We start from the raw sequence: 19,925 nt of genomic DNA, 5'->3' as shown, positions 1-19,925 counted from the left end.
CGATGAGCAATCGGTACGGTGATTCCACGCGCAGCCTCAAAGCCGTTGATTCTCAAGCAATTCCGGGTCAGCCGGTGGCCCCGCAGCCGGTGCTGGCTTCCACCTACCACCTGTCCGGCGACGAGTCCGGTGCCGTGGACAACTACGGCCGCGACTCCAATCCGACTTGGCGGCAACTGGAATCCGCACTTGCCGAGCTGGAGGGGGCGGCCGGTGCGCTGGTGTTCGGCTCGGGCATGGCGGCCATCGCCGCGGTGCTGCGGACCCTGGCGACCCCCGGATCGACGGTGGTGATACCCGCCGACGGTTACTACGAAGTTCGCCGCTATGCCCGCGAGGACCTGGCGCCGGCGGGCGTGAGCGTCATCGAGGCGTCGAGTGCGCAGATCTATGACGCCGCCGTGGGGGCCGACGTGGTGCTGGCCGAGACCCCCACCAATCCGGCGTTGGACGTCGTTGATCTGCACCGGCTGGCCACCATCTGCCGGGGGCGCGGCGCCCGGTTAATCGTCGACAACACCGTCGCCACGCCCCTGGGGCAGCAGCCGCTGTCGCTGGGCGCCGACGCGGTGGTGGCCAGCGCCACCAAGGCCCTGTCGGGTCACAGCGACCTGTTGGCCGGATACGTCGCCACCGATCAGCCCGAGCTGCTCGCCGCGGTGCGGCGCCACCGGCAGTCCGCCGGTGCGATCCTGGGCGGGTTCGAGGCGTGGCTTCTGTTGCGCAGCATGGGAACTGCGGGATTGCGCTTCGAACGGCAATGCCAGAACGCCCGGGCGGTGGCGACCATGCTGGCCCGTCACCCGGCCGTGCGGACGGTGCGCTATCCGGGCTTGGTCGACGACCCGGCGCACCAAGTGGCCATGGCCCAGATGCGCCGATTCGGGGCGCTGGTCTCGGTCGAATTGGCCGATGCGGCCGCGGTGCACGCGCTGGTGGACCGCAGCGAACTGCTGGTCGCCTCCACCAGTTTCGGTGGCCTGCACACCTCGGTGGACCGCAGGGCGCGCTGGGGTGACCCGGTCCCCGACGGATTCGCGCGCATCTCACTGGGTATCGAGGACACCGACGACCTGCTCACCGACATCGAACGCGCGCTGCTGCCCTCGCGCTGACGCGACATCCGTCGGGCCGGACTGGCGGAAATTGGTCCGCATCGCCCGAGCGGCTCTATCGTGGGCTCTATGACCCAGACGGCCGATCGGTGCGAGCACGCATCGCCGTGGTCGCCGCGCGAGGCCGAAATCCTGGCCGTGACCCTGGCGCTACTGCAGGAACACGGCTATGACCAGCTGACGGTGGACGCGGTGGCCAACGCCGCGCGGGCCAGCAAGGCCACGGTCTATCGGCGCTGGCCGTCCAAGGCCGAGCTGGTGCTGGCGGCCTTCATCGAAGGCGTCCGCAAGGTGGCCGTCCCGCCGAATACCGGCTCGCTGCGCGGTGATCTGCTGAGCCTGGGGGAGACGATCAGCCTGGAGTGCGGACAGCACGCCGGCACCATCCGCGCGGTGATGGTCGAGGTGTCGCGACACCCCGCGCTCAATGACGCCCTGCAGCATCAATTCCTCGACCAACGCAAGGCAACGATCCAGCACGTGCTGCGTCAGGCCGTCGCCCGGGGCGAGATCACCGAGGACGTCATCACCGACGAACTCTGGGACCTGTTGCCCGGCTACCTCATCTTCCGGTCGATCATTCCCGGTCGCCCGCCCACCCGTGACACCGTGCAGGCGTTTGTCGACGGGTTTCTCATCCCCGGCCTGACCAAGCCCGCCGGGTAACGGCGCCGCATGCCCGCGCCCGCCCGTGGGAAATATGTACGCGCGCGTCTCTTGTACAGTACGGTCCCGTACCGTACTGTCATAGCTGTCGATCACGCTCACGAGGTTGGCAGCCGCAGTTGGCTTGAGCGTGATCTTGTGGCCCGATCTTCGAAAGGCTAACGGGTGAAAGGCTTTTCGATTGCGTCCCTGGTGAGGCGGGGATGGATGGTGCTCGTCGCGGTGCTGGTCGTGGCGCTCGCGGGATTCGGGATCTATCGCCTGCACGGCATCTTCGGCTCGCACGACAACACGGCGGCCAACAGCGGGCTGGCGGCCGAGATCGTCCCGTTCAACCCCAAGCGGGTCGTGCTCGAGGTGTTCGGCGACCCGGGGGCGACCGCCACCATCAACTACCTTGACGTCAACGCCCAGCCCCAGCAAGTCAAGGACGCGCCCTTGCCGTGGTCATTCACCATCACCAGCACCGAGCCCGCGGTGATCGGCAACGTCGTCGCGCAGGGCAACGGCGACACCCTGGGCTGCCGCATCATCGTCAACGGTGAAGTGAAAGACCAACGCACCGTCCACAAAGTCGACGCCTACACCTTCTGTCTGGATAAATCTGGATGACAAACCATGAGCAGTCGCGGCCCTTCGTGCCGCGCACCATCCGCCGGCTCGCGCTGCCGATCCTGTTGTTCTGGGTGGCGCTGGCCGCCATCACCAACATCGCCGTCCCGCAGCTAGAAGACGTGGGCAAGACTCACAACGTGGCGCTGAACTCCCCAGATGCCCCGTCGCTCAAGGCGATCAAGCGCATCGGCGAGAAGTTCGGAGAGTTCAACACCGACAGCTCGGCGATGATCGTGCTGGAAGGCGACAAACCGCTGGGCGCCGAAGCCCACCGGTTCTACGACGAGATGGTCCGCAGGATCGAGCAGGACCGCAAACACGTCCAGCACGTCCAGGATTACTGGGGCGACACGTTGACGGCGGCCGGATCGCAGAGCAGCGACGGCAAGGCCGCCTATGTTCAGGTGAACCTCGCCGGCAATCAGGGCTCGGCCTTGGCCAACGAGGGTGTCGGGGCGCTGCGCGACATCATCGAGCGCATGAAACCGCCGCCGGGCGTCAAGACCTATGTGACCGGTGCGGCGCCGCTGATCTCCGATCAGTTCGACGTCGGCAGCAAGGGCACCGCGAAGGTCACCGGGATCACCATCGGGGTGATCGCGCTGATGCTGTTCTTCGTCTACCGCTCGGTGCTCACCACGCTGCTGGTGCTCGCCACCGTGCTCATCGAAATGTCCGCCGCCCGAGGCCTTGTCGCGTTCCTGGGTAATGCCGGCGTGATCGGGCTGTCGACGTATGCCACGAATCTGCTCACGCTGCTGGTGATCGCGGCCGGCACCGACTACGCGATATTTTTCGTCGGCCGCTACCAGGAGGCGCGCGGCGCCGGCGAGGATCGCGAAAAAGCCTTCTACACCATGTATCACGGCACGACACACATCGTGTTGGGTTCGGGGCTCACCGTCGCGGGCGCGGTAGCCTGTCTGAGCTTCACCCGGTTGCCCTACTTCCAAAGCCTGGGTATCCCAGCCGCATTGGGCATTCTCGTCGCGCTGTTCGCCGCGCTCACCCTGGGGCCGGCGATCCTCACCCTGGGCGCCATGGTCGGCATCTTCGACCCCAAACGGGCGATCCGAACCCGCGGCTGGCGGCGGATCGGCACCGCCATCGTCCGCTGGCCCGGAGCGGTGCTCGCGGCGGCGTGCGCGCTGGCCCTGGTGGGCCTGCTCGCCCTGCCCGGCTACAAGACCAGTTACGACACCCGCCCATACATGCCGGCCAGCGCGCCGGCCAACATCGGGTACACGGCCGCCGAGAAGCACTTCTCGCGGGCCCGTCTGGAGCCCGAATTGTTGATGGTCGAAACCGATCACGACATGCGCAACCCGGAGAGCATGCTCGTGCTGGACAAGGTGGCCAAGGCGGTGTTCCACGTTCCGGGTGTGGCGCAGGTGCAGACCATCACCCGGCCGCTGGGGACCCCGCTCGTCCACAGCTCACTCGCCTTCGTGGTCAGCAATTCCAGTGCGGCGCAACAGCAAAACCTGACCTATCAACAGGATCGGGCCAACGACGCCCTCAAGCAGGCCAACGAGCTGAGCAAGACCATCGACATCCTCAAGCAGCAGTACGCCTTGCAACAACAACTTGCCGGCACCACCCACGAGGAGACCGAAAGTTTCCGCGACACGCTCGTCACCATCCGGGACCTGCGCGACAAGATCGCGAACTTCGACGACTTCTTCCGCCCGGTGCGCAGCTACTTCTATTGGGAGAAGCATTGTTACGACATTCCCGTCTGCTTCGCGTTCCGGTCGCTGTTCGACGCGCTCGACGGCATTGACCAGCTCACCGAAAAGTTCGAAAACCTCACGGCCTCCCTCGACAAGCTCGACGCGCTGCAACCGAAACTGACGGCGCTGATACCGCCGCAGATCGCGAGCCAGCAGACCAACCGCGATCTGACTCTTGCGAATTACGCTACGCTGTCCGGCATTTACGCGCAGACCGCGGCCGCGATCGACAACGCGACCGCGCTCGGGCGCGCCTTCGACGCGGCCAAGAACGACGACACCTTCTACCTGCCGCCCGAGGTGTTCAACAACCCCGACTTCAAGCGTGGGCTGAAACTGTTCCTGTCCCCGGACGGCAAGGCCGTCCGGATGATCGTCACCCACGAGGGCGATCCGGCTACGCCGGAAGGCATTTCGCACATCGACCCGATGGCCAAGGCGGCCCATGAGGCCCTGAAGGGCACGCCGATGGCCGACGCGCACGTCTATCTCGGTGGCACCTCCTCGACCTATAAGGACATCCAGGACGGCGCCAAATACGACCTGATGATCGTGGCGTTCGCCGCGCTGAGCCTCATCCTGCTCATCATGATGATCATCACGCGCAGCCTGATCGCCGCGCTGGTGATCGTGGGCACCGTCGCGCTATCGCTGGGGGCGTCCTTCGGACTCTCGGTCTTGGTGTGGCAGTACATCTTCGGCATCGAGCTGTATTGGGTCGTGCTGGCGCTGGCGGTGATCCTGCTGCTGGCGGTGGGATCGGACTACAACCTGCTGTTGATCTCGCGGTTCAAGGAAGAGATCCATGCGGGCCTGAATACCGGCATCATCCGGGCCATGGCCGGCTCCGGCTCGGTGGTCACCTCGGCGGGCATCGTCTTCGCCGTCACCATGTGTGCGTTCGTGTTCAGCGGTTTTCAGGTGCTCGGTCAGATCGGGACGACGATCGGGCTCGGCCTGTTGTTCGACACGCTTATCGTGCGGTCATTCATGACGCCTTCTGTCGCAAGGCTTCTCGGGCGCTGGTTCTGGTGGCCACAACGGGTGCGGCCACGCCCGGCCAGCACCATGCTGCGGCCCTACGGCCCACGCCCGGCGGTTCGACAGCTGCTGCTGTGGGAGGACGACGACCCTGTCGCGATGTCGGGATCAGGGTCCGCATCGATGGCCGGATCGAAAGCGCAGGCGCCCTAGCGCGACCTGATTTCGGCTCACGGATCGGGATTCGCGGTGTGTGCAGTGGGCCGAGGCTGTGCCTGTCGGGCATGGGCTGGGGGATGCGTGCACCGAACTCTTCAGCGGGCATCCGGCGGCCCGGATTTGTCGGTGGTGGCTGCGATGATGGCGTCATGTCCGCGACCGTGACTGCAGCCGGCGTCGAAGCGTCCCCGAAGGAACGTCTCGAGGAGCTCTTCGACGAACTGGCGGAGTTGACCGGTCAGCGTAATGCGATTGATGGGCGCGTCGTGGAGATTGTGGCCGAGATCGATCGCGACGAGTTGTGCGGGATGACCGGGGCGCGGTCGGTGCCGGCGTTGGTGGCTTGGAAGACGGGGTGTTCGTCGGGGAATGCGCGCACGATCGCCACCATCGCGAGCCGGCTTGAGGAGTTCCCACGCTGCGCCGCCGGCATGCGAGAAGGCCGGCTGTCGCTGGACCAGGTTGGGGTGATCGCGGCGCGGGCCGGTACAGGGTCTGATGACCACTACGCCGAGCTCGCCGCGGTGGCCACGGTGAACCAGTTGCGTACCGCGATCAAGCTCGAACCGCGGCCCGACCCCGAGCCCCGGCCCGAGCTTGAGCGCTCGTTCACCGCGACCGCCACCGAGACGGGCAGTTGCTACCGGATCACGCTTCCGCCCCCCGATGCGGCGAAGTTCGACGCCGCGGTGGCGTCGCATCGTGATGCGGTGATCGCCGAGTGGAAGCACGATCAGGCCACCGGCGCGGGTGATCAGCGGCCCCCGTTGCCGGGCACGGTCGAGGCGTTCATGCGCCTGGTGCAGGCCGGGTGGGATGTCGAGGCGGCGCGGCGCCCGCACGGGCAGCACACCACCGTGGTGGTGCACCTCGACATGGAAAAACCCACCGCGGCGCTGCATCTGGGTCCATTGCTCTCCGATGCCGACCGCCAATACCTGACCTGTGATGCCACGTGCGAAGTGTGGTTCGAACGCCACGGCGAGGTCATCGGTGCCGGAAGGGCGACGCGGGTGATCAACCGGCGGCTGCGCCGCGCGCTCGAGTACCGCGACCGCACCTGCGCGGTCCCGGGTTGTGGTGCCACCCGCGGCCTGCACGCCCACCACCTGCGGCACTGGGAAGACGGCGGCCCCACCGAGTTGGCCAACCTGGTCCTGCTATGTCCCTACCATCACCGGTTGCACCATCGCGGTGTCATCACCATCACCGGGCCCGCACACGCACTCGTGGTCCGCGACGACGAAGGCCAAGTGCTGAGCCCGGGATCGCTGGCGCGTTCACCCACTCGTCCCCCGCCCACCGTGGCGCCGTGTCCGGGACCGATCGGCGAACGCGCCGACTGGTGGTGGTACACACCCTTCCAACCCCACCCACCACCGACAACCAACTAGCTAGGTTCTGCGCGGTCTCCGGCCGACGGTATCGATGGAATTGCTGCCCGTCAGCGCAGCATGGTCGCCACGATCCCGGCGAGGTAACCCAGCCGGGCGACCTCCGAGGGCCGGAATTCGGGGCCGGGACGGCCGAGCACCACGGCGGTGTGCGGATCGCCCAGCGGGGCCGCGACCATCGTCATGTCCATGTCGCGCCACGCTTGGGGCACCCAGTCGCCGCTGCTGTCCAGCGTGACGGCCCGTTCGATCGGCAGCCAGGGCGCCGAGTCCGCCTTGGTCTCCGGGGCGCCGGGGCTGCCGGCCAGGCGCTGGAGCTCGCCGTCCGCGCTGCGCAACACCGTGCACCAACTGACGCGCAGCACCTTGGGCGCCTCGTTGGCGAGAACCTGCAGTCGTGCGGCCTTGCCGTCGGCCGCGGCGATGTGGTCGAGCAGCTCGAGTTCGCGGTGCGCCTCCAGCAGGCCGGTGTGCGGGCGCACGCTGTCCACCCGGACACCAGACAGGGACTCGGCGGCCGTGATCAGCGTGTCCGGCATGGCGCCGGGCGGCAGTTCGATCACCAGGTCGTCGGTCGCGTAGCCCGAGCTGCGCTCCACCACATCGAGCGACAGGATGTCGGCGCCCACCGAACCGAGCGCCACCGCCAGCGACCCCAGGCTGCCTGGCCGGTCGACGAGCTCGATGCGCAACAGATAGGAGGGCACGGCCAACACTGTTGCACAGGCATGTGGCTTCTGCCCGCCGAGCGTCACGGCGGTGTGACGGTGGTCGCCCAACGTCACGCCAGCGCCATGGACGCGGCGGGCTAGGCTTTCGGATCGTGTCCCAGATCTCCCGCGACGAGGTAGCGCACCTGGCCCGGCTGTCCCGGCTGGCGCTGACCGACAGCGAGCTCGACAGCTTCGCCGGCCAGCTCGACGCCATCTTGACCCACGTCAGCCAGGTTCAGGCGGTGGACGTCACCGGCGTCGAGGCGACCGACAACCCGCTCAAGGACGTCAACGTCACCCGCCCCGACCAGCCGGCACCCTGCCTCACGCAGGCCGAGGCGCTGGCCGAGGCGCCCGAGGCCGTCGACGGCCGCTTCGGCGTCCCGCAGATCCTGGGGGACGCCGAGTGAACGAGATCGTCCGGTCCGACGCCGCCACCCTGGCCGCCCGGATCGCCGCCAAAGAGGTGTCCTCGGTCGAGGTCACCCAGGCATGCCTGGACCAGATCGCCGCGACCGACGACCGCTACCACGCCTTCCTGCACGTGGCGGCCGACGAGGCGCTGGCGGCGGCGGCCGTCGTCGACGAGGCGGTGGCCGCCGGGGAGCGGCTGCCGTCCCCGCTGGCGGGGGTCCCGCTGGCGCTCAAGGACGTCTTCACCACCGTCGACATGCCCACCACCTGCGGGTCCAAGATCCTCGAGGGCTGGCGTTCCCCGTACGACGCCACTCTCACCTCGCGGCTGCGCGCCGCGGGCATCCCGATCCTGGGCAAGACCAACATGGACGAGTTCGCGATGGGCAGCTCGACCGAGAACTCCGCCTATGGGCCCACCCGCAACCCGTGGGACGTCGACCGGGTGCCCGGTGGCTCCGGCGGCGGCAGCGCGGCGGCGTTGGCCGCGTACCAGGCCCCGCTGGCGATCGGATCCGACACCGGCGGCTCCATCCGGCAGCCCGCCGCGCTCACCGCAACGGTGGGAGTCAAGCCGACCTACGGCACGGTGTCGCGCTACGGCCTGGTGGCGTGCGCGTCGTCGCTGGATCAGGGCGGCCCGTGCGCGCGCACGGTGCTCGACACCGCACTGCTGCACCAGGTGATCGCCGGGCATGACCCCCGCGACTCCACGTCGGTGGACGCGGCGGTGCCCGACGTCGTGGGCGCCGCCCGGGCCGGCGCGGACGGTGACCTCAAGGGCGTGCGCGTCGGAGTGGTCAAGCAGCTACGCGGCGAGGGTTATCAGCCCGGGGTGTTGAGCGCGTTCGAGGCCGCCGTCGAGCAGCTGACCGCCCTGGGCGCCGACGTGAGCGAGGTCGACTGCCCCCACTTCGAGTACGCGCTGGCCGCCTACTACCTGATCCTGCCGTCGGAGGTGTCGAGCAACCTGGCCCGCTTCGACGCGATGCGCTACGGGCTGCGGGTCGGCGACGACGGCAGCCACAGCGCCGAGGAGGTGATGGCGTTGACGCGGGCTGCCGGTTTCGGGCCGGAGGTCAAGCGGCGCATCATGATCGGCACGTATGCGTTGTCGGCCGGCTACTACGACGCGTATTACAACCAGGCGCAGAAGGTGCGCACGCTGATCGCCCGCGACCTGGACGAGGCCTATCGCTCGGTGGACGTGGTGGTGTCGCCCGCGACCCCGACCACGGCGTTTCGGCTGGGGGAGAAGGTCGACGATCCGCTGGCGATGTATCTGTTCGACCTGTGCACGCTGCCGCTGAATCTGGCGGGGCACTGCGGCATGTCGGTGCCGGCCGGTCTGTCGCCGGACGACGACCTGCCCGTCGGGCTGCAGATCATGGCGCCGGCGCTGGCTGACGACCGGCTCTACCGGGTCGGCGCCGCCTACGAGGCGGCCCGCGGGCCGCTGCCCTCGGCGCCCACCGTCTAGTGAGCCGTCGCGGCTAATCGCGCCATAACCCCGCCGTCCCAGGCAAGATGAAACCATGCGGATCGGAGTGCTCACCGGAGGCGGCGACTGCCCCGGACTCAACGCGGTCATCCGGGCGGTGGTGCGAACCTGCGACGCGCGGTACGGCTCGTCGGTGGTCGGATTCCAGGACGGCTGGCGCGGATTGCTGGAGAACCGCCGCGTCCAGCTGCAGAACGACGATCGCAACGACCGTCTGCTGGCCAAGGGCGGAACCATGCTGGGCACCGCCCGCGTGCATCCCGACAAACTGCGGGCCGGGCTGAACCAGATCAAGCAGACCCTGGACGACAACGGAATCGACGTCCTGATCCCCATCGGCGGGGAGGGCACGCTGACGGCCGCGCACTGGCTCTCGGAGGAGAATGTTCCCGTGGTCGGTGTCCCCAAGACCATCGACAACGACATCGATTGCACCGACGTGACTTTCGGCCATGACACCGCGCTGACCGTGGCCACCGACGCCATCGACCGGCTGCACAGCACCGCCGAATCGCACCAGCGGGTCATGCTGGTCGAGGTGATGGGCCGCCACGCCGGCTGGATCGCGCTGAACGCCGGTCTGGCGTCGGGCGCACACATGACCCTGATCCCCGAGCAGCCCTTCGACGTCGAAGAGGTCTGCCGGCTGGTGAAAAGGCGCTTCCAGCGCGGAGATTCGCACTTCATCTGCGTGGTCGCCGAGGGCGCCAAGCCCATTCCCGGTTCGATTGCGTTGCGAGAAGGCGGGATTGACGAATTCGGCCACGAGAAGTTCACCGGCGTGGCCGCCCAGCTCGGCGCCGAGGTGGAGAAGCGGATCAACAAGGACGTCCGGGTGACCGTGCTCGGTCACGTCCAGCGGGGCGGTACCCCGACCGCCTACGACCGGGTGTTGGCCACCCGGTTCGGGGTGAACGCGGCCGACGCCGCGCACGCCGGGGAATACGGCCAAATGGTGTCGCTGCGCGGGCAGGATATCGGCCGCGTTCCGTTGGCCGACGCGGTGCGTCAGCTCAAGCTGGTCCCCGACAGCCGCTACGACGACGCCGCCGCGTTCTTCGGTTAGACGCGCCCATAGGGCGAACATTCGGTGGACCGCAGAGAACCGCGGCCTGAATTAGCCCGCTAACGATCCAGGTGGTTTGCGATCGCCACCTTTTGGTGGTTTCCGGAACGGTCCTCAGGGGTTATACCGGGGATATGAGCCACCGCGGTGCGATTCGCGGAGTCGTTCAGCAATCCGCGGCAGCGGGGGGACCACCGGTTCCGCCGAACCATAAGCCGGGCCCGCCCAGGCGCCGCGCCGGCGCCGACCCCCCGGCGGCCACCGTGCCGCAGGCCCGCGGACCGCATCGACACCCGGGCGGACCGCCACCGCCGCCACCACCGCGGCGGCCGGCGCGGCCGGCGGCGGCGCGCCCCGAGCCGATGCTGGGGGCGACGGCGCTGGACCGCTTCGACACGCAAGACACCGCCGCCAATCGGTTCGACTGGCGGCAGCTGCTGCACCGCGTGACCGGCATCGAGCTTGGCCCGGGCAAGAACACGGCGTACGAGAACGAGCTGCGGCGGCGCATCCGCGCAACCGTCGGCGGTGCCTTCCCGATCGCCGTGCTCAACCTCAAGGGCGGGGTCGGTAAGACCACGGTGGTGGAGGCGCTGGGGTCGACGTTCGCGGCGGTACGCGACGACCGGGTGCTCGCCCTCGACATCGACGCCGGCGACCTGTCGGAACGCCACGGCCGCCGCAACCCGCACAGCCTGGCCGACCTGTTGCACGGCAACCCGGCGCCGCACTACGAGGACATCCGCGCGCTGACGTACATGAACGGCTTCGGCCTGGAAGTGCTCGGGCTGCCGGACAGCGACTGGCGTCTGGAACGGCACGACATGCTGCGGGCTTTCTCGATGCTGCGAAACCAGTATTCGGTGGTGTTGGTCGACTGTGTGAAAACACTCAATTCCGCTGTGATGGACGCTGTTCTGCCGGAATCGCGTGCCCTGGTGGTGGTGACCAGTCCCGCCATCGATGCGATACGCAAAACTCGGGCGACGCTGGATTGGTTGTGCCACAACGGCTATCAATCCCTGATCCAGTGGACGGTGCTGGCCGTCAACCATGTCGAGCCGGCCAAGGTCGACGCCGTGGCCGTCACCGAACTCGACCGGCTGTCCGCCCGCGTCGGGGCCACGGTGGCGCTGCCGTTCGATCGGCACGTCCACGAGGGACGAAAGATCGCGCTGGACCGATTGAGCAAGGAGAGCCGGCGCAGCTATCTCGAGTTGGCGGCCGCGCTGGCCGAGATGTTCCCCGGCAGGGGAGGGGAGCGCGCTCGCGATCACCATTAGGTTGGTCGGGGGTGACCCGCTTCGCCCGGCTCCGCCGCGCTCGCGATCACCACTTGGTTGGTCGGTGGTGACCCGCTTCGCCCGGCTCCGCCGCGCTCGCGATCACCACTAGGTTGGTCGGTGGTGACCCGCTTCGCCCGGCTCCGCCGCGCTCGCGATCACCATTAGGATCGAGCGCATGAGTGTTGCCGCCAGCGCCGATCTGATGGACTTCGACGACGTCATCGCGCGTTTCGATCCGGTACTCGGCCTCGAGGTGCACGTGGAGCTGTCCACCGTCACCAAGATGTTCTGCGGATGCACCACCGCGTTCGGCGCCGAACCCAACACCCAGGTGTGCCCGGTGTGCCTGGGCCTGCCCGGCTCGCTGCCCGTGCTCAACCAGGCCGCGGTCGAGTCGGCCATTCGCATCGGGCTGGCGCTGAACTGCGAGATCGTCCCGTGGTGCCGCTTCGCCCGGAAGAACTACTTCTACCCGGACCAGCCCAAGAACTACCAGATTTCGCAATACGACGAGCCGATCGCCATCAACGGCTACCTGGAGGCGCCGCTGGAGGACGGCACCACCTGGCGGGTCGAGATCGAGCGCGCGCACATGGAGGAAGACACCGGCAAGCTCACCCACATCGGCAGTGAGACGGGTCGCATCCACGGCGCGACCACGTCGCTGATCGACTACAACCGCGCCGGCGTGCCGCTGATCGAGATCGTCACCAAGCCCATCGAGGGCGCCGGAGCCCGGGCGCCGCAGATCGCCCGCGCCTATGTGACGGCGTTGCGAGACCTGTTGCGCGCCTTAGGCGTATCCGACGTCCGCATGGACCAGGGCTCCATGCGATGTGACTCCAATGTGTCGCTCAAACCCACCGGCGCGACCGAGTTCGGCACCCGGACCGAGACCAAGAACGTCAACTCGCTCAAGAGCGTCGAGGTGGCGGTGCGCTACGAAATGCAGCGCCAGGCCGCGGTTCTGGCCTCGGGTGGTCGAATCATCCAGGAAACCCGGCACTTTCACGAGACCGGTGGCTACACGAGCCCGGGCCGCACCAAAGAAACGGCCGAGGACTACCGGTATTTCCCCGAGCCGGACCTCGAGCCCGTCGCGCCCAGCCGCGAACTGGTCGAGCGGCTGCGCGCGTCCATCCCCGAGCTGCCGTGGTTGAGCCGCAAGCGCATTCAGGACGAGTGGGGCATCTCCGACGAGGTGATGCGCGACCTGGTCAACGCCGGGGCGATCGAATTGGTCACCGCGACCATCGCGCACGGCGCCTCCAGCGAACAGGCCCGCGCCTGGTGGGGAAACTTCTTGATGCAGAAGGCCAACGAGGCCAACGTGGCGCTGGACGAGCTGGCCATCACGCCGGCCCAGGTCGCCGCCGTCGTGGCGCTGGTGGACGAGGGCAAGCTGTCCACCAAGCTGGCCCGTCAGGTCGTCGAGGGCGTGCTGGCCGGGGAGGGCGAGCCCGACGAGGTGATGACCGCGCGCGGTCTGGCCCTGGTGCGTGACGACTCGGTGACCCAGGCCGCCGTCGACGAGGCGTTGGCCGCCAATCCCGATGTGGCAGAAAAGATTCGCGGCGGCAAGGTGGCCGCGGCCGGCGCGATCGTCGGCGCGGTGATGAAGGCCACCCGCGGCCAGGCCGACGCCGCGCGGGTACGCGAATTGGTGTTGGCCGCCTGCGGCCAGGGCTGACCCGGCCTAGCTGCGCGTCGAGCGTGTGATCCACGGCGCGACACGCCGATACGCCGTCGTACACTGCACACTCGGCGGATCGAGAACCGGCCTAGCTCTTGTCGTCGCTGTTGCGCGGGAAACCGCCGCCCTGCGGGAAGAGCGGGAACACCACGTCGTCCAGCTTCTCGGCATCTCCGGCCGTCTTGTTGACCGTTGCGCCCCAGACGTTTCCATCCGGCGACATGCGCAGCGCCCAGGCGTGGGCGTGGGTGTCCTTGCGGACGACGTCGGGTTCACCGGTGACCGCGCCGGTGGCCGGCGCCAGCCGGACCGCGACCGTCAGCTTGGTGTTGATCAAGTTGACCAGCACGGTCCCGTCCATCGCGGCGCAGCCTGCCACGCCGGGTTTGTCCGGCCAGGTCCACACCGTGGACACATCGGACGTTTTGGTGATGCGCTGCAACCGATCTGCCGTCGGGGTGCGGTCGGCGACGTACAGCGAGCCGTCGACCGGGTCGGTGCACAGGCCGCCGCCGGCACCCACGCCGGACAGCGCCGTCGTCGGCGGCGCCTGGCCCACGGTGGTCGGCTGCTCGATCCGCAACACCTTGCCGGCCAGCGACTTGGGGTCGGCGGCCAGCGCCGGATTGCCCGCGTCGCCGGTCATCACGACCAGCGTGGTGGGGCTGGTGAAGATCAACGCGCCGGTGTTTCCGGTGGCGCCCTTGGGGATCCCGGTCAGGATGTCCTTGGGGATGTCGCCGTCGGCCACGCGGATCACCCGGTTGTCGGTGGGCGTGCTGATGTAGGCGTACATCAGGCGGTCCTGGGTGTAGGTGGGCGACATCACGATGTCCATCAAGCCGCCGTCGCCGGACGAGTCGACCGGGATCACCGTCTTCACCTTCGGTTCGGCGTTGACCGAGATCTCCTTGACCGCGCCGGTGGTGCGCTCGGCGACCAGCGCGGTTTTGCTGTCCGGGCCCATGATCAGGCCACTGGTGCTCTCCAGGCAGCCCTGCATCACGCCGGGTGCGGGGCACGCCTTGGGGAACGGCGTGGGCGGCAGCGGCGGCGGCGGGGGAGGCGTCGAGCTGGGTTGCGGCTTGAGCTCGGGCGCGGTGGTGAACGGCTGCGATTGGGCGTCGTTGAAGCGCGCGCACCCGCTTGTCACCAGCACGAGGGCGCACAGCGCGGCGAACCCGCGCCGAACCGACCGCCCCGCTCGCCCTAGTCGCATGACCGTCAGGCTACGGACACTGTCGGCGGCGCCGCCACACACGTCCCTCGTGCCCGCCGCCGAAGGCCCGATCGGAGGCCGGCCGCGCGCCACCGTCGACCATGCGCGATCTCGCGTCACGGACCGCCGAAACGGGCCCGGAAGGCGATTTCGGGTCGATCCGGCCCGGTTTGACGGGCAAACCACCGATTGCCAGGCGAAAGCGCCGCTCAAATCCCCAATTCAGGACGGAATGCCCTTACCCTGACACCCGTGACCAGTCAACCGAATGACGCACATTGGCAACGCCCCGGCGAATCCCCGGAGCCGACCCCGGGACGCCCCGCCTCGGCGCGGCTGGTCGATCCCGAAGATGACCTGACGCCGGTCGGCTATCCCGGCGACTTCAACCCGTCCACCGGGACCACCACCGTCATCCCGTATGGCGCCGCGGCCGCGGTCGCCGGCTCCGGGGCCGGGGGCTACAACCTGCTGGAACAGCAGGAGCCCCTGCCCTACGTGCAGCCGCATTCGGCGGCCCGGAACGCGGCTCCCGAGGCCGACCTCGCCGACGACGAACACCACGACCGGCTGCACGATGTCGGCCGGCGCGGAACGCAGCACCTCGGTTTGCTGCTGCTGCGCGTCGGGCTGGGCGTGGTGCTCGGCGCCCACGGGCTGCAGAAGCTGTTCGGCTGGTGGGGTGGCTCGGGCGTGACGGGCTTCAAGAACTCACTGTCCGATGTCGGCTACCAGCACGCGGACATCCTCGCCTACGTGAGCGCCGGCGGTGAGGTCGTGGCGGGTGTGCTGCTGGTACTGGGCTTGTTCACGCCGGTCGCCGCGGCGGGCGCGTTGGCGTTCTTGATCAACGGCCTGCTGGCCAGCGTCTCGGTGCGGCCGCATACCCGCAACTTCTCGTTCTTCCTGCCCGAGGGCCACGAATACCAGATCACCCTGATCGTGCTGGCCGTCGCGGTCGTGCTGTGCGGACCCGGCCGGTATGGCCTGGACGCGCGCCGCGGTTGGGCGCATCGGCCCTTCATCGGCTCCTTTGTCGCGCTGCTGGCCGGCATCGCCGCCGGTGTCGGGGTGTGGGTGGCGCTCAACGGCGTGAATCCGATCGGCTGACCAGCCACTGTCACTGGTAGGGGTTGGGGACCCGCCCGGCGCTGGCCTGCGTCAGCTGCGGCAGCGTGGAGAACGTGACCGCGGGCAACCGCAGCTCTTCGCCGCTCTTGAGGCGCGCGCGACCCCACGAACCGCGGTGGAAACGCAGCCCGTCGATCTCCTCCCAGGGCACCTGCCGGCTGCCCAGCAGCGTCCGGACGGTCACGCCCCGGTCGTCGGCGACGGTGCGTAGCCGGATGATCAACGCCGACAGCAGTATCGGCAGGATCAGCAGCGGCAACGACGGCGCCCAGAGCATCACCGGTATCAGCAACCCCAGCGTCAAGAACCCGACGGCCAGATGCGCGATCGGCGACACCTTGATCACGACGGGCGCCTGGGACGGGGTTTGGGGAGACGAGCCGCTAGCCACCCCACCATCATTTCACCCCGCGCGCGGGACCGGTTCCGGCCGCACTCACCCGGCGTAACGGCGGTCAACCCGCCTGGTGAGCGGGCACGGATTTGACTGCTGAGCTGTGCGAAGGCTACCGTCGGACGCTATGGATACCGCCGGAAAGCCCGGGATGCTCGTAGTAATTAGTCGGCGCGTTGGCGGCTGACTTGCGTTTGAGCATGTGAAGCAATCCAGCACCAACGCGCAACCCTCGTGCAGCAGATGAGCTGTCGGGGGTTTTTTGTTGCCCCAGCGAGATTCCCGGAAATGAATAAGGACGAAAACGACAGTGAGCGCTCCCATCAGGCAGCACCCCGCCGCGACACCGGACGCTGCCGACATCGCCACGGACGCGGCCAAGCCCGCCGCGAAGTCTGCGGCCGGTAAGCCGAAACGCATTGGGCCCGAACAACTTACCGGCGCCCAATCGGTGATTCGTTCGCTGGAGGAACTCGGCGTAGAGGTCATCTTCGGCATTCCCGGCGGCGCGGTGCTGCCCGTCTATGACCCGCTGTTCGACTCGCAGAAGCTGCGCCACGTGCTGGTCCGTCACGAGCAGGGCGCCGGCCACGCCGCCAGCGGCTACGCCCACGCCACCGGCAAGGTCGGTGTCTGCATGGCGACCTCGGGCCCCGGCGCGACCAACCTGGTGACCCCGCTGGCCGACGCCCAGATGGACTCGATTCCCGTGGTGGCCGTGACCGGCCAGGTCGGACGCTCGCTGATCGGCACCGACGCCTTCCAGGAAGCCGACATCTCGGGCATCACGATGCCGATCACCAAGCACAACTTCCTGGTCCGCTCGGGTAACGAGATCCCGCAGGTGCTGGCCGAGGCGTTCCACATCGCCTCCTCGGGGCGTCCCGGAGCGGTGCTGGTCGACATCCCCAAGGACGTGCTGCAGGGCCAGTGCACGTTCAGCTGGCCGCCCCGCCTGGACTTGCCCGGCTACAAGCCGAACACCAAACCGCACAGCCGGCAGATCCGGGAGGCCGCCAAACTGATCGCGGCCTCCCGCAAGCCGGTGCTCTACGTCGGCGGCGGGGTCATCCGCGGTGACGCGACCGAGCAGCTGCGCGAGCTGGCCGAGCTGACCGGCATCCCCGTGGTGACCACGCTGATGGCGCGCGGCGCGTTCCCCGACAGCCACAAGCAGCACATGGGCATGCCCGGCATGCACGGCACCGTCGCCGCGGTGGCCGCCCTGCAGCGCAGCGACCTGCTGATCGCGCTGGGGACCCGCTTTGATGACCGGGTGACCGGGAAGCTGGACACCTTCGCCCCGGAAGCCAAGGTCATTCACGCCGACATCGACCCCGCCGAGATCGGCAAGAACCGCCACGCCGACGTGCCGATCGTGGGCGACGTCAAGGCCGTCATCATCGAGCTGCTCGAGTTGCTGCGCCACGACGGGATCCCCGGCAAGCTCGACATGACCGAGTGGTGGGCCTACCTCAACGAGGTCCAGTCCACCTATCCGCTGAGCTACGGGCCGCAGAGTGACGGCAGCCTCGGCCCGGAATACGTCATCGAAAAGCTCGGCCAGATCGCCGGTCCCGACGCCCTGTACGTCGCCGGTGTGGGCCAGCACCAGATGTGGGCGGCCCAGTTCATCTCCTACGAGAAGCCGCGCACCTGGCTGAACTCGGGCGGGTTGGGCACCATGGGTTTCGCCATCCCGGCGGCCATGGGAGCCAAGATGGCGCGCCCCGAGGCCGAGGTGTGGGCCATCGACGGCGACGGCTGTTTCCAGATGACCAACCAGGAGCTGGCCACCTGCGCGATCGAAGGCGTGCCGATCAAGGTGGCGCTGATCAACAACGGCAACCTGGGCATGGTGCGCCAGTGGCAGACGCTGTTCTACGAGGAGCGCTACTCGCAGACCGATCTGGCGACGCATTCGCATCGGATCCCGGACTTCGTGAAGCTGGCCGAGGCGCTGGGTTGCGTCGGATTGCGTTGCGAGCGTGAGGAAGACGTGGAAGACGTGATTAACCAGGCGCGTGCGATCAACGACCGCCCGGTGGTGATCGACTTCATCGTCGGCGCCGACGCGCAGGTGTGGCCGATGGTGGCCGCCGGTACCAGCAACGACGAGATCCAGGCGGCCCGCGGCATCCGTCCGCTGTTCGACGACGAGAGCGAAGGGCACGCCTGATGCAAACGCATACCCTCTCGGTGCTGGTCGAGGACAAACCCGGTGTGCTCGCCCGCGTGGCGGCGCTGTTCAGTCGGCGCGGCTTCAACATCGAATCGCTGGCGGTCGGTGCCACCGAGCAAAAGGACATGTCGCGGATGACGATCGTGGTCTCCGCCGAGGAGACCCCGCTCGAGCAGATCACCAAGCAGCTCAACAAGCTGATCAACGTCATCAAGATCGTCGAGCTCGATGACGACAACTCGGTGTCGCGGGAATTGGCGTTGATCAAGGTCCGCGCCGACGCGGGCACCCGCAGTCAGGTCATCGAGGCGGTGAACCTGTTCCGCGCCAAGGTGATCGACGTTTCCACCGAGGCGTTGACGATCGAGGCGACGGGCGACCGCGGCAAGATCGAGGCGCTGCTGCGGATCCTGGAACCTTTCGGGATCCGTGAAATCGTCCAATCGGGAGTGGTGGCGCTGTCTCGCGGTCCACGCGGAATCGGCACGGCCAAGTAACAGACAAGGAGATATTCAACAGTGGCACTAGAAATGTTCTACGACGACGATGCGGACCTGACGATCATCCAGGGTCGCAAGGTCGGTGTCATCGGATACGGCAGCCAAGGACACGCGCACTCGCTGAGCCTGCGCGACTCCGGCGTGCAGGTGAAGGTGGGCCTGAAGGAGGGGTCGAAGTCGCGGGCCAAGGTCGAAGAGCAGGGCCTGGACGTGGACACCCCCGCCGAGGTCGCCAAGTGGGCCGACGTGATCATGCTGCTGGCGCCCGACACCGCGCAGGCCGACATCTTCAAGAACGACATCGAACCCAACCTCAAGGATGGGGACGCGTTGTTCTTCGGCCACGGCCTCAACATCCACTTCGACCTGATCAAGCCGCCGGCCAACGTCACCATCGCCATGGTGGCACCGAAGGGCCCGGGGCACCTGGTGCGCCGCCAGTTCGTCGACGGCAAGGGTGTGCCCGCGCTGATCGCCGTCGACCAGGACCCGAACGGCGACGGCGAGGCGCTGGCCCTGTCCTATGCCAAGGCCATCGGCGGCACCCGCGCCGGCGTCATCAAGACCACCTTCAAGGACGAGACCGAGACGGACCTGTTCGGTGAGCAGGCCGTGTTGTGCGGTGGCACAGAGGAATTGGTGAAGACCGGTTTCGACGTGATGGTCGAGGCGGGCTACCCGCCGGAGATGGCCTACTTCGAGGTGCTGCACGAGCTCAAGCTGATCGTCGACCTGATGTACGAGGGCGGCATCGCGCGGATGAACTACTCGGTGTCCGACACCGCGGAGTTCGGCGGCTACCTGTCCGGTCCGCGCGTGATCGACGCCGGCACCAAGGAGCGGATGCGCGAGATCCTGCGCGACATCCAAAGCGGCGAGTTCACCAAGAAGTTGGTCGCCAACGTCGAGGGTGGCAACAAGCAGCTCGAGCAGTTGCGCAAGGAGAATGCCGAGCACCCCATCGAGGTCACCGGCAAGAAGCTGCGCGACCTGATGAGCTGGGTCGACCGGCCGATCACCGAGACCGCCTAGCGCTTTCGCGCTACCTGGGACCGCCGCCCGCGAAACTTAAACTACGGCGACCGTTTACGGCGTGTCGTGTG

Annotated in this window: 17 protein-coding genes; 14 read left to right on the top strand and 3 right to left on the bottom strand. The window is 67.9% G+C overall.

Going from position 1 to position 19,925, the window contains the following annotated elements:
- The first annotated feature begins 2 nt into the window (after positions 1–2).
- From A5624_RS04410 to A5624_RS04390, 5 genes are all read left to right on the top strand, one after another.
- Entirely contained in the window at positions 3–1,115 is a 1,113-nt protein-coding gene (locus A5624_RS04410) for a cystathionine gamma-lyase (RefSeq protein ID WP_066862107.1), read from the top strand.
- A 57-nt stretch (positions 1,116–1,172) separates the two neighbouring features.
- A complete protein-coding gene (locus A5624_RS04405) occupies positions 1,173–1,781 on the top strand; it encodes a TetR/AcrR family transcriptional regulator (RefSeq protein ID WP_156748802.1) in 609 nt (202 codons plus the stop codon).
- A gap of 165 nt (positions 1,782–1,946) precedes the next feature.
- Entirely contained in the window at positions 1,947–2,393 is a 447-nt protein-coding gene (locus A5624_RS04400; protein ID WP_197518915.1) for an MmpS family transport accessory protein, read from the top strand.
- The gene (locus tag A5624_RS04395) at positions 2,390–5,323 is read left to right on the top strand and encodes an RND family transporter (protein WP_066862096.1); all 2,934 of its coding nucleotides are present in this window, start codon (positions 2,390–2,392) and stop codon (positions 5,321–5,323) included. The genes A5624_RS04400 and A5624_RS04395 overlap by 4 nt, the downstream gene beginning before the upstream one ends.
- Before the next feature lie 155 nt (positions 5,324–5,478).
- Positions 5,479–6,723 (top strand): HNH endonuclease signature motif containing protein, encoded by a 1,245-nt coding sequence (locus A5624_RS04390; RefSeq protein ID WP_066862093.1) that lies wholly within the window; start codon positions 5,479–5,481, stop codon positions 6,721–6,723.
- Between the two features lie 50 nt (positions 6,724–6,773).
- On the opposite strand, the gene A5624_RS04385 is transcribed toward A5624_RS04390, so the two are convergent.
- Positions 6,774–7,430, bottom strand: a complete 657-nt coding sequence (locus A5624_RS04385; RefSeq protein WP_156748800.1) for an amino acid-binding protein — start codon at positions 7,428–7,430, stop codon at positions 6,774–6,776.
- A 116-nt stretch (positions 7,431–7,546) separates the two neighbouring features.
- On the opposite strand from A5624_RS04385, the gene gatC reads away from it, so the two are divergent.
- The 5 genes from gatC to gatB all read left to right on the top strand — a co-directional run bounded on the left by gatC (position 7,547) and on the right by gatB (position 13,393).
- Entirely contained in the window at positions 7,547–7,846 is a 300-nt protein-coding gene (gene gatC, locus A5624_RS04380; RefSeq protein WP_066862090.1) for an Asp-tRNA(Asn)/Glu-tRNA(Gln) amidotransferase subunit GatC, read from the top strand.
- Complete coding sequence (gene gatA / locus A5624_RS04375; protein WP_066862087.1) at positions 7,843–9,330, top strand: Asp-tRNA(Asn)/Glu-tRNA(Gln) amidotransferase subunit GatA; 1,488 nt, start codon at positions 7,843–7,845, stop codon at positions 9,328–9,330. Before gatC ends, gatA begins: the two co-directional genes overlap by 4 nt.
- A 55-nt stretch (positions 9,331–9,385) precedes the next feature.
- The gene (locus A5624_RS04370) at positions 9,386–10,417 is read left to right on the top strand and encodes an ATP-dependent 6-phosphofructokinase (RefSeq protein WP_066862084.1); all 1,032 of its coding nucleotides are present in this window, start codon (positions 9,386–9,388) and stop codon (positions 10,415–10,417) included.
- A gap of 362 nt (positions 10,418–10,779) precedes the next feature.
- On the top strand, positions 10,780–11,700 hold the full coding sequence (locus tag A5624_RS04365) for a MinD/ParA family protein (protein ID WP_066862080.1): 921 nt from the start codon (positions 10,780–10,782) through the stop codon (positions 11,698–11,700).
- Between the two features lie 178 nt (positions 11,701–11,878).
- Entirely contained in the window at positions 11,879–13,393 is a 1,515-nt protein-coding gene (gene gatB / locus A5624_RS04360) for an Asp-tRNA(Asn)/Glu-tRNA(Gln) amidotransferase subunit GatB (protein ID WP_066862077.1), read from the top strand.
- Between the two features lie 91 nt (positions 13,394–13,484).
- Here gatB and A5624_RS04355 read toward each other — a convergent pair whose 3' ends face one another.
- Positions 13,485–14,615, bottom strand: coding sequence for a sorbosone dehydrogenase family protein (locus A5624_RS04355; RefSeq protein WP_066862268.1), 1,131 nt, complete (start codon positions 14,613–14,615; stop codon positions 13,485–13,487).
- Positions 14,616–14,867: 252 nt separating this feature from the next.
- On the opposite strand from A5624_RS04355, the gene A5624_RS04350 reads away from it, so the two are divergent.
- Entirely contained in the window at positions 14,868–15,725 is an 858-nt protein-coding gene (locus tag A5624_RS04350) for a DoxX family protein (protein ID WP_066862074.1), read from the top strand.
- Between the two features lie 10 nt (positions 15,726–15,735).
- Here A5624_RS04350 and A5624_RS04345 read toward each other — a convergent pair whose 3' ends face one another.
- Complete coding sequence (locus A5624_RS04345) at positions 15,736–16,092, bottom strand: PH domain-containing protein (protein WP_066862071.1); 357 nt, start codon at positions 16,090–16,092, stop codon at positions 15,736–15,738.
- Positions 16,093–16,450: 358 nt separating this feature from the next.
- Between A5624_RS04345 and A5624_RS04340 the strand changes: the two genes are divergently transcribed.
- The 3 genes from A5624_RS04340 to ilvC are packed head-to-tail and all read left to right on the top strand — an operon-like array spanning position 16,451 to position 19,854.
- Positions 16,451–18,319, top strand: a complete 1,869-nt coding sequence (locus A5624_RS04340) for an acetolactate synthase large subunit (protein WP_066862068.1) — start codon at positions 16,451–16,453, stop codon at positions 18,317–18,319.
- Entirely contained in the window at positions 18,319–18,819 is a 501-nt protein-coding gene (ilvN, locus tag A5624_RS04335) for an acetolactate synthase small subunit (protein ID WP_066862065.1), read from the top strand. The genes A5624_RS04340 and ilvN overlap by 1 nt, the downstream gene beginning before the upstream one ends.
- Positions 18,820–18,852: 33 nt before the next feature.
- Positions 18,853–19,854: a ketol-acid reductoisomerase gene (gene ilvC, locus A5624_RS04330; protein ID WP_112709537.1), complete on the top strand. Its 1,002-nt coding sequence runs from the start codon at positions 18,853–18,855 to the stop codon at positions 19,852–19,854.
- Positions 19,855–19,925 lie beyond the last annotated feature (71 nt).

The organism is Mycobacterium sp. 1482292.6, from assembly GCF_001672995.1.
Taxonomy (GTDB): Bacteria; Actinomycetota; Actinomycetes; order Mycobacteriales; family Mycobacteriaceae; genus Mycobacterium; species Mycobacterium europaeum_A.
The sequence above is the reverse complement of the archived record's forward strand: the minus strand, read 5'-3'. Positions and strand labels throughout refer to the sequence as shown.